9 protein-coding genes and 6 pseudogenes are annotated in these 15,102 nt (G+C 63.4%); 3 read left to right on the top strand and 12 right to left on the bottom strand.

Features of this window, described 5'->3' with window-relative positions; translation table 11 throughout:
• Positions 1-126: 126 nt before the first annotated feature.
• Positions 127-678: a hypothetical protein gene (locus NW75_RS07810; RefSeq protein ID WP_197057752.1), complete on the bottom strand. Its 552-nt coding sequence runs from the start codon at positions 676-678 to the stop codon at positions 127-129.
• Between the two features lie 134 nt (positions 679-812).
• The gene (locus tag NW75_RS07805; RefSeq protein ID WP_033964584.1) at positions 813-2,069 is read right to left on the bottom strand and encodes a M24 family metallopeptidase; all 1,257 of its coding nucleotides are present in this window, start codon (positions 2,067-2,069) and stop codon (positions 813-815) included.
• A 134-nt stretch (positions 2,070-2,203) separates the two neighbouring features.
• On the opposite strand from NW75_RS07805, the gene NW75_RS07800 reads away from it, so the two are divergent.
• Entirely contained in the window at positions 2,204-3,511 is a 1,308-nt protein-coding gene (locus NW75_RS07800) for a dicarboxylate/amino acid:cation symporter (RefSeq protein ID WP_033964583.1), read from the top strand.
• Positions 3,512-3,658: 147 nt separating this feature from the next.
• Here the strand turns inward: NW75_RS07800 and NW75_RS07795 are convergent.
• The 8 genes and pseudogenes from NW75_RS07795 to smpB all read right to left on the bottom strand — a co-directional run bounded on the left by NW75_RS07795 (position 3,659) and on the right by smpB (position 12,883).
• Positions 3,659-4,290: pseudogene (locus NW75_RS07795) on the bottom strand (glutathione S-transferase family protein).
• 269 nt (positions 4,291-4,559) lie between these two features.
• Positions 4,560-5,629, bottom strand: a pseudogene (gene recA / locus NW75_RS07790) (recombinase RecA).
• Positions 5,630-5,781: 152 nt separating this feature from the next.
• Positions 5,782-6,695: pseudogene (locus NW75_RS07785) on the bottom strand (SDR family oxidoreductase).
• Positions 6,696-6,805: 110 nt separating this feature from the next.
• Positions 6,806-7,159 (bottom strand): response regulator, encoded by a 354-nt coding sequence (locus NW75_RS07780; RefSeq protein ID WP_033964581.1) that lies wholly within the window; start codon positions 7,157-7,159, stop codon positions 6,806-6,808.
• Positions 7,160-7,196: 37 nt separating this feature from the next.
• Positions 7,197-9,598: pseudogene (locus tag NW75_RS07775) on the bottom strand (response regulator).
• Positions 9,599-9,701: 103 nt separating this feature from the next.
• Positions 9,702-11,764: pseudogene (locus NW75_RS07770) on the bottom strand (M13 family metallopeptidase).
• A gap of 59 nt (positions 11,765-11,823) precedes the next feature.
• A complete protein-coding gene (locus NW75_RS07765) occupies positions 11,824-12,408 on the bottom strand; it encodes a DUF2062 domain-containing protein (protein WP_052192291.1) in 585 nt (194 codons plus the stop codon).
• Positions 12,401-12,883 (bottom strand): SsrA-binding protein SmpB, encoded by a 483-nt coding sequence (smpB, locus tag NW75_RS07760; protein ID WP_033964621.1) that lies wholly within the window; start codon positions 12,881-12,883, stop codon positions 12,401-12,403. The genes NW75_RS07765 and smpB overlap by 8 nt, the downstream gene beginning before the upstream one ends.
• 144 nt (positions 12,884-13,027) lie before the next feature.
• Between smpB and NW75_RS07755 the strand changes: the two genes are divergently transcribed.
• Entirely contained in the window at positions 13,028-13,444 is a 417-nt protein-coding gene (locus NW75_RS07755; protein ID WP_033964580.1) for an acyl-CoA thioesterase, read from the top strand.
• 158 nt (positions 13,445-13,602) lie between these two features.
• Positions 13,603-13,749: a hypothetical protein gene (locus NW75_RS24365; protein WP_156142992.1), complete on the top strand. Its 147-nt coding sequence runs from the start codon at positions 13,603-13,605 to the stop codon at positions 13,747-13,749.
• A 27-nt stretch (positions 13,750-13,776) separates the two neighbouring features.
• Here the strand turns inward: NW75_RS24365 and NW75_RS07750 are convergent, their stop codons facing one another.
• Both NW75_RS07750 and dapA read right to left on the bottom strand, forming a co-directional pair.
• Entirely contained in the window at positions 13,777-14,097 is a 321-nt protein-coding gene (locus tag NW75_RS07750) for a hypothetical protein (protein ID WP_033964579.1), read from the bottom strand.
• 90 nt (positions 14,098-14,187) lie between these two features.
• Positions 14,188-15,070: pseudogene (gene dapA, locus NW75_RS07745) on the bottom strand (4-hydroxy-tetrahydrodipicolinate synthase).
• Positions 15,071-15,102 lie beyond the last annotated feature (32 nt).

Here is a 15,102-nt window from a genome sequence, read left to right as displayed (position 1 = left end):
AAAGACCAGCCCCCGCCATAACCCGCCCACCACTGGGCCCCGGCCTTCGTCGGGGAAGCGTGTGGTGGGACGAACTGATCATAGCATCAAAACCGCGGGCGGCCTGTTTGCGAGCAGAAGCGGACGCTACCGATGGCGATGAATCGCTTTAATCTTCGGATGCTGAGCGTCCATGAACATATACGCTCTGCCCAGAAGCGCCTGTTTTCCAAAGTCATCAAACTTATTGGGTCCAAGCGGTGTTATAAGAACCTCAGACTTCGTGAGCCCTTCCAAATGCATTCTCTCAATCTCTGACCAGTGAGTCTTGGCTACCGCGTTCAATACAACGTTCACGGCGGGATGGTTGTAGCGAACAATGATGTTCCCATCGTCCATAGGCGCAGGGTTCATATCCGGATGGAAGCCAAGTATTTCGGCAAGCGTCTTTAACGCGAAGGCGCTGGCACCCGCGTCGGACAGGCCATCTTCGAGTATGATGCAAGTGCCATGCGTGAAGACCACGAAGTCCCGTTTGCCATTTGTATAGTAGTTCACGCGCCCGACGACTTCATCAAGCGGCTGTTCAAATGAGGGGTGCCATGTTGGAACTGGCGGGAAGCGCGTGACCATTTCACTCGCCCTTACTCTGCCAAAACCGATTGCGCCGACAAGGCCCGCGATGAACGAGCGTCTCACCATATCCCCACCCCGTTCCAATCGTCTGAATGCCAAGCCTACCGAACAGGCAGATGCATGGAAAGCGACGTCCGCGTCCCACCAATCCGGCTGCTTCGGCACAATTGGCCACCCAGCTTACATCCCCCGCCCCCTCACCCCAACGGCGCATCAATCGACGTCGGCGGCACGCTGAACCATTTCGGCCCGCTCGCGGTCATGTGGAAGCAATCCTCCAGCCGCACGCCGAACTTGCCCGGCAGATACAGGCCCGGCTCGTCCGAAAAGCACATGCCCTCGGCCAGCCGCATGGTTTCGCCGTGGACGAGGTTGACCGGCTCATGCCCGTCAAGCCCGATGCCGTGGCCGGTGCGGTGCGAGAGGCCGGGCAAGCGATAGCCCGGCCCATAGCCGAGCGACGCATAAAACCCGCGCACCGCATCATCCACCGCCCCCGCCGGCGTGCCGACCTGGGCGGCGGCGAAGGCCGTGGCTTGGCCAGCGCGCACCTGATCCCACACCGTGCGCTGTTCCGTGCTCGCGCTGCCGAACACGAAGGTGCGCGAGACGTCGGACTGATAGCCCTGCACGGTGCAGCCGCAATCCATCAGCACGATCTGCCCGTCCGCCACCACTTGCGGTTCGTGGCTGCCATGCGGCAGCGCCGCCGCCGGGCCGATCAGCACCAACGCGAATTCGGGTGCCCCGCCCAATTGCCGTGTGGCGGCGTTCATCAGCGCGGCGATGTCCGCAGGCTTCATGCCCTTTTCCACGCGCGGCCAGGTCCAGCGATAGGCGGCGATCGTCACGTCGGTCGCGGTCTGCATCAGCGCGATCTCGGGCGCGGTCTTGCGCATCCGCACCCCGCGCACGACCGGATTGGCCGAGACGATCTTCGCCCCCGGCAGCGCCCGCGGCAGACCGTCGACCGCGAAATAGCGCACCGTCTCCTCGATGCCGATCGGCCGCTCCGCCAGCTTGCGCTCGCGCAGGAAGCCCGCGACCAGCTTCAGCGGATCCTCATCCTCCTGCCACACGCGCACGTCAGCCGCGACGCCCAGCGTCTGGCGGACCGAGGGTTCCTCGAAGAACGGCGTGACGATGCACGGCTCGCCCTCGACCGGCAGAATCGCCGCGGTCAGGCGCTCGCTGCGAAACCAGGTCACCCCGGTGAAATAGACCAGGCTCGATCCCGATTCGATCAGCACCGCGCCGATGCCCTGCGCGTTCATCAGCGCCTGCGCGCGGGCGATGCGGGCGCTGCGCTCGCCCGGCCCGATCGCCACCGCGCCGCTGGCGATATTGCGCAAACCGGCGAGATCGGGCTCGGCCGCGCGCAGAACGCCACTGGCCGAAAACACCGGCAGCAACGCCGCTCCGGCTGCAAACCCACGCCGCGTCAACATCTTCATCGTCTCGCGCCCCTTTGTCCTTGGCGTAACTGTGCCAGCGGAAAGCGCCCGCCGCAACGCAGCAACGCAGCGCTTCGGCTTGACCGCTCGCACTTTCTCCCGTTGATGACACGAACGACAAAAAGGGGTGACATGTGGCGAAGCGATTGACGACCTATATCCTGATCGCGCTGGTGCTGGGCCTCGCCGTGGGATGGACGCTCAACGCCACGATCGATGACGGCACCCCCGCCAGCGCAGCGCGGCTGAAGGAGATCGCCGGCTATATTTCGATCATCACCACGGTGTTCCTGCGGCTGATCAAGATGATCATCGCGCCGCTGGTGCTCTCGACCCTCGTCGTCGGCATCACGCATATGGGCGGCACCGGCGCGCTCGGGCGGATCGGCCTGCGTGCGGTGGCGTGGTTCGTCGGCGCGAGCCTGTTGTCGCTCTCGCTCGGGCTGGTGCTGTTCCATGTCACCGCGTCGCTGGGTGAAGTGCTCGGCCTCACGCCGCATCTGGTGGTGCCGCCCGTGACCGTCGGCACCGGGCTCGACAAGGCCGGGTTCGATCTCGCCAAGTTCGTCACCCATGTCGTGCCCTCGTCGATCTTCGATGCGATGGCGACCAACGAAATCCTGCAGATCGTGGTCTTTTCGGTGTTCCTCGGCGTCGCGATTTCGGCGGTCGGCGAGAAAGCCGCCCCGCTCGTCCGCGCGACCGAGGCCTTGGTCGCGGTGATGCTGCAAATCACCAATTATGTGATGATGTTCGCGCCGCTGGCGGTGTTCGCCGCTGTCTCCGCCACGCTGACCGAGCAGGGCCCCGGCGTCATCAAGAACCTCGCTTACTTCATGGGAAGCTTCTATTTCGGCTTGGCAGTGTTGTGGGCGCTGCTGTTCGGCCTGTGCTACCTCATCGTCGGCCCGCGCACGCGCAGCTTGCTGCGCTATATCGGCGCGCCGTTGATGATCGGCTTTTCCACCGCCTCGTCCGAGGCAGCGCTGCCGCGCGTGCTGGAGGCGCTGGAGCGCTTCGGCGTGCCGCCCAAGATCGCCGGCTTCGTCGTCCCGCTCGGCTATTCGTTCAACCTCGACGGGTCGATGATGTACATGACCTTCGCGTCGCTGTTCATCGCCCAGGCTTACGACATCCATCTGTCGATCGGCGCGCAGGTGACGATGCTGCTGACCTTGCTGATCACCTCCAAGGGGATCGCCGGCGTGCCGCGCGCCAGCCTGGTGGTGATCGCGGCGACCTTGCCCGTGTTCCACATCCCCGAGGCCGGCCTGCTGCTGATCCTCGCCGTCGACCATTTCCTCGACATGGGGCGCTCGGCCACCAACGTCGTCGGCAATGCCATCGCCGCCAGCGTCATCGCCAAATGGGAGGGGACGCTGGAAGCGCCCGAGCCTCCCGAGATCGGCCTGAACGAACTGCCGCGCGCCGATCACGCATAGCGCCGGTTAATCTTAAGCAGGACCGCCCAAAAGCCGTTCGGGCTGAGCCTGTCGAAGCCCTTCTTCCCCGCGCGCTCACCGCGCTGGGATAGGAGCCCTTCGACAAGCTCAGGGCGAACGGGGTCCGATCCGCTTTAAAGACGCCCGTCACGCATAGGCATAGGGTCCACCCTTGGCGAGCGCCGCCTGATAGGCCGGGCGCGCGTGGATCTTGTCGAGCCACGCGATCGTCGCCGGGCGCGAGGCATCGAGGCCCGCGCGGCTGCGCGCGGCCTCCAGCGGGAAGCTCATCATGATGTCGGCACCCGTGATCGTGTCGCCCGCAAACCATGGACGGCTCGACAGCTCGGCTTCGACATAATCGAGATGGACGTCGATCATCGGTTGGATACGCTTGGCGGCGGTCTTGCCCAGCAGCGGAATGCGGTTGACGACCAGCAGCACGAGCAGCGGCGGCATCATCGACCTTCGGCATAATGCAGGAACTGGCGATAGCGCAGCACACCATCGCGGTGCGCGGGGGGCCCCAACCGACCATCGCCGCGCTCGACCAGATACTCGACAATCGCGCCCGTTTCGACGATCACATCCCCCAGCTCGGTATCCTCGAGCACCGGCGATTTGCCAAGCGGGTGGATTCGCTTGAGTTCGGGCGGAGCCAGCATCGTCTGCTTGTTCCGCTCATAGCGCTTGATTTCATAGGGGAGCCCGAGTTCCTCGAGCATCCACAGAATCCGCTGCGAGCGCGAGTTTTCGAGATGGTGGACGATCAAGGTCATGAGGACTCTCCGGGTCGGCTTGTTGCCCGCATCCTAGCAGCGATGCGGCACACAAGTCACACGCTACCTTGCGGTGCCCGACGCCGGGGGTCGCCACTCTGCACTCCGGCCATCCCGCCGCCGCAATATGAAAGGCCCGCCATCGCTGGCGGGCCTTCCCGGTCTCTGCGACGGCACCGAGAGCGCTCGATACCGCCATCGTGGTGGGACGCAGCCGTGCACTGCCGCCATCCCCTGCTCCGGCCCGCCGCAGCAGACCGGGGCGAAACTCACATCTCGTCGTCACCTTCATCGGGTTCCGCACCCGCCATCATTTCCTCGGCGACCTTGTCGGTCCGTGCGCGAATCGCCTTTTCCAGACGATCGGACATTTCGACATTTTCCTTGAGGAAGGTCTTGGCGTTCTCACGCCCCTGCCCGATGCGGACGCTGTCATAGCTGAACCACGCGCCGATTTCTCGACCAGCCCAGCCTTGACGCCCAGATCCAGAATCTCGCCAATCTTGGACACGCCCTGCCCGTACATGATGTCGAATTCGACTTGCTTGAAGGGCGGCGCGACCTTGTTCTTGACGACCTTCACGCGTGTGGTGTTGCCGATGATCTCGTCGCGATCCTTGATCTGGCCGGTGCGACGAATGTCGAGGCGCACCGAGGCGTAGAATTTCAGCGCATTGCCGCCGGTCGTCGTCTCGGGGTTGCCGTACATCACGCCGATCTTCATGCGCAGCTGGTTGATGAAAATCACCATGCAGCGCGAGCGGCTGATCGAGCCCGTCAGTTTGCGCAGCGATTGCGACATCAGTCGCGCCTGCAAACCGACATGGCTGTCGCCCATTTCGCCTTCGATTTCCGCGCGCGGCACCAAGGCTGCGACCGAATCGACCACCAGCACGTCGATCGCGTTGGAGCGCACCAGCGTATCGACGATTTCGAGCGCCTGCTCGCCCGTGTCGGGCTGCGACACGATCAGCTCGTCGATATTGACGCCGAGCTTCTTGGCATAAACCGGGTCGAGCGCATGTTCGGCATCGACGAACGCCGCGGTGCCGCCGCCCTTTTGCGCCTCTGCGATGACATGAAGCGCCAGCGTGGTCTTGCCCGAGCTTTCCGGCCCGTAAATCTCGATCACGCGCCCACGCGGCAAGCCGCCGACGCCGAGCGCGATATCGAGCCCGAGCGAGCCGGTCGAGATCACCTCGACCTGCATCGTCTGTTTCGAGCCCAGCTTCATCGCCGAGCCCTTGCCAAAGGCGCGGTCGATTTGTGCGAGCGCCGCTTCCAGCGCCTTGGCGCGTTCTGCGGTGGCTTTGTCTGCTTGCTTGTCTGAGGCTGCCATTTTGCTGTCGATGACCTTCAACGATACCGCCATTGGTAGCCTCCTGCGCTAGACCGAACGCCGGGTGCGTTCAATGCGTGATGCACCGTGTATCGCGTTTGTTCTTATGGAACAAGAGTAGAACGACAACCTCTTTAAAAAAACCGGCAGGATCACGGCATTCCGCTGCCGCCCGCTGCGCCATAGACTTGTCCGGTGGCGTAGCTGCCGCCACTTTCGGCCAGCAGAACGTAGATCCCGGCAAGCTCGCCCGGTTGCCCCGGGCGACCGAGCGGCGTCTGACCACCAAACTGCTCGAGCTTTTCCATCGTCGCGCCGCCAGACACCTGCAGCGGGGTCCAGATCGGCCCCGGTGCGACGCCGTTCACGCGGATTCCCCGCGACGCCAGTTGTTTGGCTAGGCTGCGAACATAATTGGTGGTTGCTGCCTTGGTTTGCGCGTAATCATACAGATCTTCTGACGGATCGGTTGCCTGCTCCGACGTCGTCCCGATGATCGACGATCCCGGTGCCAGATGCGGCAGCGCCGCCTTGATGAGCCAGAACGGCGCGTAGATATTGGTCTTCATCGTCCGGTCGAATTCCTCGGTGGAAATGTCGAGGATCGAACCGTGGGTTTGTTGTCGGGCGGCATTGCTGACCAGAATGTCGAGCCCACCAAGCGTATCGACTGCGGTCTGGACCAGGGTGGCGCAGAAATCCTCGCTGCACAAATCCCCGGGGATGGCGACTCCGACTCGGCCCGAAGCGCGGATCAGATCGATCACGTCCCGGGCATCCGCCTCCTCTTCCGGCAGATAGTTGATGGCAACGTCGGCTCCTTCGCGCGCGTAAGCATGGCGGCCGCCCGTCCCATCCCGGAGTCGCCACCGGTAATCAAAGCCTTGCGACCGGCCAGACGACCGGAGCCACGATAGGTCGATTCACCGTGATCGGGCCGGGGCCGCATGTCGCGCGCAAGGCCCGGCCAAGGCTGGCTCTGGCGTTCGAACGGCGGTTTGGGACCAACCTTTTGCGGGTTTGTCAAAGCGGATGGCGAAATGTCTGAGCTGGAAAGTGCCACGATCGGTCTCCGTGCCGGGATTGTGGCAGGAGAAACGGCAGAGCGCCGCGATGGGTCCGCATCAGGCCGGCTTTGTTGGGTTGATCGTGATCAGCCCCCCATCAGCCGCCTGATTAGCCCAATGCCGCCAATGCCTTGGAAACCCCATCCATCGTGAAAGGTTTGGCCAGAGTCGGACGATCGCGATACTCTTCCCCGACGCTATCATGCGACCCGCCGGTCGCGAAAACGAACGGAATGCCCTTCTCCGCGAGCACCGCCGCGATCGGGAAGCTCTTCTCCCCGCCGCGCAAATTGACGTCCAGGATGGCAGCGTCGATGCCACCCGCTTCAATCAACGCCAGCGCGGCCACAACGCTATCCGCCGTGCCGCCATGACGCTTTCCCAAGACATCGAGAAAATCCTCGATCATCATCGCAATCAAGGGTTCGTCCTCGACGATCAAAATGGTCTGTGGCCCGCTCATAATAGGCCCTTAGCCGGGCATGCCGGAATGCGCCAAATCATTTCGCACCCAATACCGCCCGCACCGCTTCAGCAAGCTGTTGTACCGAAAACGGTTTTGCCAGAAAGGCGACGTTGTCGAGATCGATCGACTTGCGAATCGTCTCCTCGGCATAGCCCGACATGAACACGATCGGCAGATCGGGATAGCGCGCGCGCGCTTGCCGCACCATGGTCGGTCCATCCATCAACGGCATCATCACGTCCGATATGAGCAGATCGGGCTTTGGGCCGGATGCCAACAGTTCGAGCGCAGCCTCCCCATGTTCGGCGCACAGCACGGTATAGCCCTGCCGTGTCAGCGCCCGTTCGGCAACGGCCCGCACCATGTCCTCGTCTTCGACCAGCAGGATCGTGCCTGTGCCCCAGAGATCGACCGGCTTCTCGCGCGGCAAAATCCGTGCGGGTGGCGCTTCCGCCAAGGCACCGACGGTGTGGACCGGCAAGTAGATGGTAAATACCGCCCCCGCCTGCCCGCGCGGTCCAGCCTTCACATTATCGGCAAAGATATAGCCACCCGATTGTTTGACGATCCCATAAACGGTGGACAAACCGAGCCCGGTGCCCTTTCCCACCTCCTTGGTCGTAAAAAAGGGCTCGAAGATTTTGGCAGCACATCGGGCGGGATACCGCCGCCGGTATCGGCCACTTCAAGCACGACATAATCGGCGGCCGGAAGGATATCCGATGCGAGCTTGCGCACTTCGGCGGTGGTGACCGCATAGGTCTGGATCGCCAGCGTGCCGGTGCCGCGCGGATCCTTCGCCATCATCGCATCGCGCGCGTTCACCGCGAGATTGACGACGACCTGTTCGAGTTGCCCGGGGTCTGCACGCACCGGCCCCAGGTTGCGCCCATGTTTGACGGTAAGCGTGACGCTTTCGCCCAACAAGCGCTTAAGCAAATTGGTGACTTCGGAAATCACGTCGGGCAGTTGCAGCACTTGCGGCCTGAGCGTCTGCTGGCGGGAGAAAGCGAGCAATTGCCGCGTCAGGCTGGCCGCGCGGTTGGAGTTGGCGCGGATTTGCTGGATGTCGTCATAATCACTGTCGCCGGGCGAATGGCGCATCAGCATCAAATCGCAATGCCCGATGATCGCGGTGAGGATGTTGTTGAAATCGTGCGCAACACCGCCCGCGAGCTGCCCCACCGCCTGCATCTTGGTGGCCTGCGCCACTTCGCGCTTCAGCCGCGTTTCCTCGCTATTGTCCTTGAGGCTCAACAACACTGCCGAATTGCCGAGGCCGCGCGCACCCGCGATCGACAGGGCGACCGGCTCGTCGGGATGATCCTTCAGCCGCACCGCAAGGTCGGTTGAATGCGTCGCGCCACCGGCAAAACGGCGGATCGCGTCGGCGACCACACCCTTGTCTTCGCGCACCAGCAAATCGCCGGGATAGATGGGCGGGCTGTGCGGATCGACCGCCGCCGCCCGCGCAAAGGCGTCGTTCATCTGCACGAAGCGCCCGTCGCCGCCGATCAAGGCAACGCCGAACGGCATCAACGACACCAGGCTCTTGATATGCGCCGCCGCGCTTTCGCCAATGGCAGGCTGGCTATTCTCTTCCTCGTCGATCAGCGCGACCAGCATCGGCGCGTCTTCCCCATCGAGAAACGGGATCTGGAGAACGCGCAACGGGTTCTGCGCCAGCCCTTCGCGTTCGAACCGCGCCATGCCGTGCGAGTCGGTGATCAGAAAGCGCGCAAAGTCGCGACCGACGATCGCGCCTTCCTCATGCCCCATCGCACGTGCCCGCAACACGCGGTTCGCCGCCCGGATCCGCCCGTCGGGATTGATCAACGCCGCCATGATCCCGGCGCTGCCGAGTCGATCGCCCGTCGCTCCCGAGATCAAATTCTCCATCGTCTGGGCGAGATCCAGGCCCTGCGTTGCATGGAAACGCCAGACCAGAAGGTTGCCGTCTTCGCCGGCCCGCGTCACTTCGGCGGAAAGCTGCGCGCCTTTGATGAGGAGCCGGGCGACTCCCGCCGAGCCATCACGCCAGGCGGCGCGTCCGGCAGCCCCCAAAAGCTCCACACCAGTCGCATCAAACGGCAGCCCCGGCGGGGTCGCAAAGCCGCCGAACAGCGTCTCGTAGCGATTGTTGGCGCACACCAACCGTCCGGCACGATCGGTCACCGCAATCGCATCCGGGCTGCTCTCCGCAACCGTACGCGCGACGCTCCAATCCGGCTCGGCAGCGAGTTCCGCGGTGCGCGGGAACAGACGGCGGAACAACAGCAGCCCGCCCGTCGCCACGAGCGCGGTCGCAAAGAACGCCGCCGCAATCGGCGCGCTGCCGATCACCACCAGAACGATCGCCGCAGCCGCGCAGCCGCAGCCAATCGCGATCAAAGCTGCGCCGCGAGACGGGTTCGGAGACGTTGGAAGCGATGCCATCCGCACCTGCATTGGGCGATGCGCCGGGAGCGTCAAGGGCAAAGCGGCCAGACACCGCCGCACCGCGCCACCCGTCCAGGCGGCGCGGTGCAGAATACCGCCTTTACCAGACCTTCACACGGTCAGCCGGGGCAAGATACAGCTTCTCGCCCGCCTTCACGCCGAACGCCTTGTACCAGGCATCGACGTTGCGCACCTCGGCGGTGCGGAAGGGCCCGGGCGAATGTTCGTTCGAAATCACCTGCGAACGCAGCGCCGGTTCGCGGAACTTGATCCGCCAGACCTGCGCATAGCCAAGGAAGAAGCGCTGGTCGCCCGTCAGCCCGTCGATCACCGGAGCAGGCTTCCCGCCAAGCGAGCGGTGATACGCATCATAAGCCAGCGCCAGCCCGGCAAGATCCGCCATGTTTTCGCCCAGTGTCAGCCCGCCCTTGATGTGCAGGCCCGGCAGCGGCTCATACGCGTCATACTGCTTGACCAGCTTGTCGGTCATCGCGGTGAAGCGTTTGACGTCCTCTGCGGTCCACCAATCGGCGAGCTTGCCGGTCGGATCGTATTTGCGCCCCTGATCGTCGAAATGGTGGCTCAGTTCATGCCCGATCACCACGCCGATGCCGCCGTAATTGACCGCCGGGTCCGCCTTGGCGTCGAAGAAGGGGGGCTGCAGGATCGCCGCCGGGAAGACGATCTCGTTCATCGGCGGATTGGCATAGGCGTTCACCGTCATCGGGGTCATGCCCCATTCGGTGCGATCGATCGGCTGGCCGAGCTTGTGCAGATCGCGCTCATATTCAAACGCGTTCGCCGCCGCGACATTGCTGACGATGTCGTCGCGCTTCACCGTCAGCGCCGAATAGTCGCGCCACTTCGACGGATAGCCGATCTTGGGGGTAAAGGCGGCGAGCTTGGCGTGCGCCTTTACCTTGGTTTCCGGGGCCATCCACGTCAGATTGTCCAGCCGCACGCTCATCGCCGCGATGATGTTCTTGACGAGCTGGTCCGCCGCCGCCTTGGTCGCGGGCGGGAAATATTGCGCGACATATTCCTGGCCGACCTGTTCGCCCATCGCCCCGCTGACGATCCCCACGCCGCGCTTCCACCGCACCGGCTGCTGCGGCGCACCGCTCAGCACCGTGCCATAAAAGGCGAAATTGGCGTCGTTGATCGGCTTGGCGAGAACGCCGGCGTAGCTGCGCAGCAAGCGCAGGATCAGGAAATCCTGGACCACCTGGACCGGGGCATCGGCGAAAGCCTTGGCTTCGTCGGTCAACGCGCTGGGCATCCCGACCAGATAATTGCCCTGGCCTGCGGTCCCCGCCGTCTTCATGTAGACCTCCCACGGGAAGCCCGGGGCTTGGCCGCGAAGTCAGCCGCCGACCACTTATTGTAGGTCAGATCGGAATCGCGCGATTTGATGCGGTCCCAATGCGCGGTCGCCAGCGTCTTTTCAAAGGCGTAGACCGCCGCGCCGCGCGCCGCGGCATCGTCCACACCGGCGAGGCCCAGCATCTGCACCTGATAGGCCTGATATTTTGCGCGCGTGTCGGCGAGCTTGGGGTCGTCCTTCAGATAATAATCACGATCGGGCAAGCCGATGCCCGATTGGCTCAGCCCGACGATATAGGTATCGGGGGCCTTGTCGTCCTGGCCTACGCCCATGCGGAACAGGCCGCCCACGCCAATCCGTTGCAGCTTGGCCATCTCGACCGCCAGCGCAGTCTTGTCGCCCGCTGCGCGGATTTCGGCGATCCAGGGCTTGATCGGATCGATGCCCTTGGCGTTGATCGCGGCGTCATCCATGAAGCTCGCATAGAAATCGCCGATCTTGTCGCCGGGACGCTTCGCCGCAGCATCCAGGATCGTGCGGGTCTGTTCCAGCGAGCGGTCGGCCAAGCGGTTGAACATACCGTACGTCGCCTTGTCCGCCGGAATCTCGGTGGCTGCTTCCCACTTGCCGCCTGCGAACTTCACGAAATCATCACCCGGCTTAACGCTGGTGTCCATGCCGGCAATATCGAGCCCGAACGCGCCGATCTCGGCACCGGCCGCTTTCGGCGCGGGCTCTGCCTTCGCTGCAACCTTGGGCTTCGGTGCCGGATTTGCGTGGGTCACCCCCACCAGTGCCGCAGACGCGAGCAGGGAAACCGTGACCAACGAACGACGCATGCAAAAATCCTCTCAACGGACATTTAATGGAGCGTGTTGTAACCGCATGACACATTCCGTCAAATCGCTTGTTTCGGCCCTTTTTGCGCAGCACGCCTGCGCCATTTGCGACCGATGCGGACGCGCCACACCAGTCCGGCCAGAAAAAAACCTGCCGCCGACAGCGCCACAGCGATCAAAATCAGGCCGACAATCGTCGCCGGACCACCCTGCGAAACCAGCCAATGGAGCAGGCCGACATTGGCCTTCACATTGCTGGCAATCGGCGCGCCCGGCACGCTGCGATCGAGCCGCAACACCCAATGCCCGAGTTCGTAGGCGCACCAGAATAGCGGCACCGTTGTGACCGGGTTGTGCAACAACGTCGTCCCGACGGCGACCGGTACGTTGGCACGCACCGGAAGCGCAGTCACCGCCGCCAGGGGCATGTGCGCGAATGGGAACAGGACGCCCGTAAAGAGCCCCAAAGCGACGCCCCGCGGCACCGAACGACGCGTAAAGCGCCACAATTCCGGGGCGAGAATGCGGTGCGCAACGGGACGAAGATAGCGATTCGCCTCCACGCTTTCCCGCGTGGGGATGTGGCGACGCGCGAATGCGATGATCTGTGCCGTGCGGCGGGCGCGGATGACGACGTCAACCACGGTCGCGCATCAGCCTCCCTTGCTCGCGCTTCCAGTCGCGTTCCTTGATCGAATCGCGCTTGTCATGCGCCTTCTTGCCCTTGGCCAGCGCCAGTTCGACTTTCGCGCGGCCCTTGGAATTGAAATAGACCATCAGCGGCACGAGCGTCATGCCCTCGCGCGCCACCGCGCCGTGCATCTTGTTGATCTCGCGCTCGTGCAGCAGGAGTTTGCGCGCGCGCTTGGGCTCATGGTTGAAGCGGTTGCCGTGGCTGAATTCGGGCACGTTGGAATTGATCAGCCACACCTGACCGTCCTTCACCTCGGCATAGCTTTCGGCGATCGAGCCGGTGCCGCTGCGCAGGCTCTTCACCTCGGTCCCGGTCAGCGCGATGCCCGCTTCATAGACGGTATCGATCGCATAATCGTAACGCGCGCGCCGGTTCTCGGCGACGATCTTGGTTTTTTCGAAAACGGGGGGCTTTGGACGGGCCATAAGAGCGGCGATGTAGGCGCTGTCGCCGCGAAACAAAAGCCACAAGCGCAGATTGGCACCGACCCACCGCAAGATCGCACATTTTGCGCAGGTCGCGCGCGTTGTTCGCTCGCTATGCGCGCGCCAATCCTATAAGGTGAGGGTATGACCGAGTGCCTGAGCCCCAAATTCGCGACGCACAGCTTCGCCATCGCCATCGATGCCGCCGACATCGATTTCATGGGCCATGTCAACAATGCCTCCTATCTCAAATGGGTACAGGATGCGGTGGTCAGCCACTGGCAGCGCTTTGCCCCGGCAGAAGCGCTGGCGACTCACGCCTGGGTCGCGCTGAAGCACGAGATCACCTATCGCAAGCCGACCTTTCTCGACGACGAAGTGATCGCCACCGTGCTGCTCGAAAAGGTGCAGGGCGCGCGCGCTTTCTACGAAACGATCATCAAGCGCGGCGAAGACGTGCTCGCCGAAGTCAAATCGAGCTGGTGCTGCCTCGACGCCACCACCCTGCGCCCGGCCCGCCTGGCGCGCGACGTGATCGACCGCTTTTTCGCCAAGGATTGAGCGGCGGGTTGGCCGCTCAATCCCTACCAGCCCCCCATCGTTCGTTCGTAAACGAACGGGGGACGACCAAGCGCTATGCTGCGGGGCGGGATCGCCAGAGCGACCATGGAAGATTTTAACCAATAGCGGACGCAATGCGCTTGCGGTATCGTCGCAATATGGAAGAGATTTTCCTGGCGACGACCGATCTCGTTGGATGGATCAACGAGGAATATGGCCCTTGGGCAGGATGGGCTGCGGCCATCGTATCGCTATTTGGGTTTGCAGCCGTTATTTTTTCAATGTTCGCGTGGCTGGCGCGATAACAGCAGATACCGCCCAGTTGCGAACGTTCAACGCGGCGGTTTCTGACCTCGGATATCAGCCCAATATTCGGCTTCCACGTCACCATCGATATCGATCGGATTTGCGCTTCCTTTGTTGAGCCGATCAGAGCCATCCTTGCACGGCCCGGAAATCCAGAAGTGCGCTCCGCTCTCCGTATCGAAATAGTTCGCCTTGAAGCCCTGCCCACCGAGGCGCTGAAAGGTGCGACCTGCATAGTGAACCGACTGACCCGATTTCGACAGGGTGACGCGACCAATACGGGCGGGGCCGTTCAGGCCCTCGGATTTGTCCTCGATATACATGATGCGTGTTTTCTTCGCGGTCATCCGGCGTGCCTTTCCAGTCTATTTATACCCGCAATCGCCAAGGCACGAAACGGCGGCTTTCCACCAAGCCCAGAGGCTAACCCTACCCCCTCAAACCAACCCAGCCGCCGCCAGCCCCGCATCCACCGCGCGCTGGCTCGTCTCGCTCGGCCAGGTCATCGGCAAGCGCAGCGCTTTCGGAAAGTCCGGCCGCACCCGGCTCAGCGCATATTTCACCGGCCCCGGCGAAGCATCGGTGAACAGCGCCACATGCAGCGCGAAAAGCCGGTCGTGCAGCTCCAGCGCCGCCGCATAGTCCCCCGCCGCACACGCCGCCTGGAACGCCGCGCACAAAGCCGGCGCGACATTGGCGGTCACCGAAATGCACCCCACCCCGCCGGTCGCGTTGAACGCCAGCGCCATGTCGTCATTGCCCGAAAGCTGCACGAACCCCGCCGGGCACGCCGCGCGCTGCGCCGATGCGCGCTGGATCACCCCCCGTCGCATCCTTGATGCCGACCACGCTGGGGAAGGCATGCGCAATCCGCGCGACCGTCTCGACCGCGATGTCGGTCACGGTGCGGCCGGGCACATTGTACAGCACGATCGGCAAGTCGCACGCCTGCGCCACCGCCTCGAAATGGCGGAAGATGCCCTCCTGATTGGGCCGGTTGTAATACGGTGGCACCATCAGCGCGGCATCTGCGCCCGCCGCCTTGGCCGCCTTGATATTGTGGATCGCGACGCGCGTGTCGTTGGAGCCCGCCCCCGCGATCACCGGCACGCGGCCCCTGGTCTGGTCGACGCAGATGCCGACGATGTGGAAATGCTCCTCCACGCTCAGCGTTGCCGCTTCACCGGTGGTGCCGCAGGGCACGAGACCGGTCGAACCCTCGTCAATCTGCCATTCAACCAGATCGCGATACGCCGACTCATCGAACGCGCCGTCGGCGGAGAACGGCGTGACGAGCGCCGGGATTGATCCCGAAAACATGGTTAAGTTGCTCCTGAGAGACGAATCGTCGC

The sequence above is a fragment of the Sphingomonas sp. Ant H11 genome, assembly GCF_000797515.1.
Lineage (GTDB): Bacteria > Pseudomonadota > Alphaproteobacteria > Sphingomonadales > Sphingomonadaceae > Sphingomonas.
Note: the sequence above shows the minus strand (reverse complement) of the source record. Positions and strands in the feature narration are given on the sequence as shown.

Excerpts from the sequence above, each read along its gene's own strand:
- smpB (WP_033964621.1), bottom strand. The coding sequence starts at position 12,883 with ATGGCCCGTCCAAAGCCCCCCGTTTTCGAAAAAACCAAGATCGTCGCC.
- NW75_RS07780 (WP_033964581.1), bottom strand. The coding sequence starts at position 7,159 with ATGAGCGGGCCACAGACCATTTTGATCGTCGAGGACGAACCCTTGATT.
- NW75_RS07750 (WP_033964579.1), bottom strand. The coding sequence starts at position 14,097 with ATGACCGCGAAGAAAACACGCATCATGTATATCGAGGACAAATCCGAG.
- NW75_RS24365 (WP_156142992.1), top strand. The coding sequence starts at position 13,603 with ATGGAAGAGATTTTCCTGGCGACGACCGATCTCGTTGGATGGATCAAC.
- NW75_RS07755 (WP_033964580.1), top strand. The coding sequence starts at position 13,028 with ATGACCGAGTGCCTGAGCCCCAAATTCGCGACGCACAGCTTCGCCATC.
- NW75_RS07805 (WP_033964584.1), bottom strand. The coding sequence starts at position 2,069 with ATGAAGATGTTGACGCGGCGTGGGTTTGCAGCCGGAGCGGCGTTGCTG.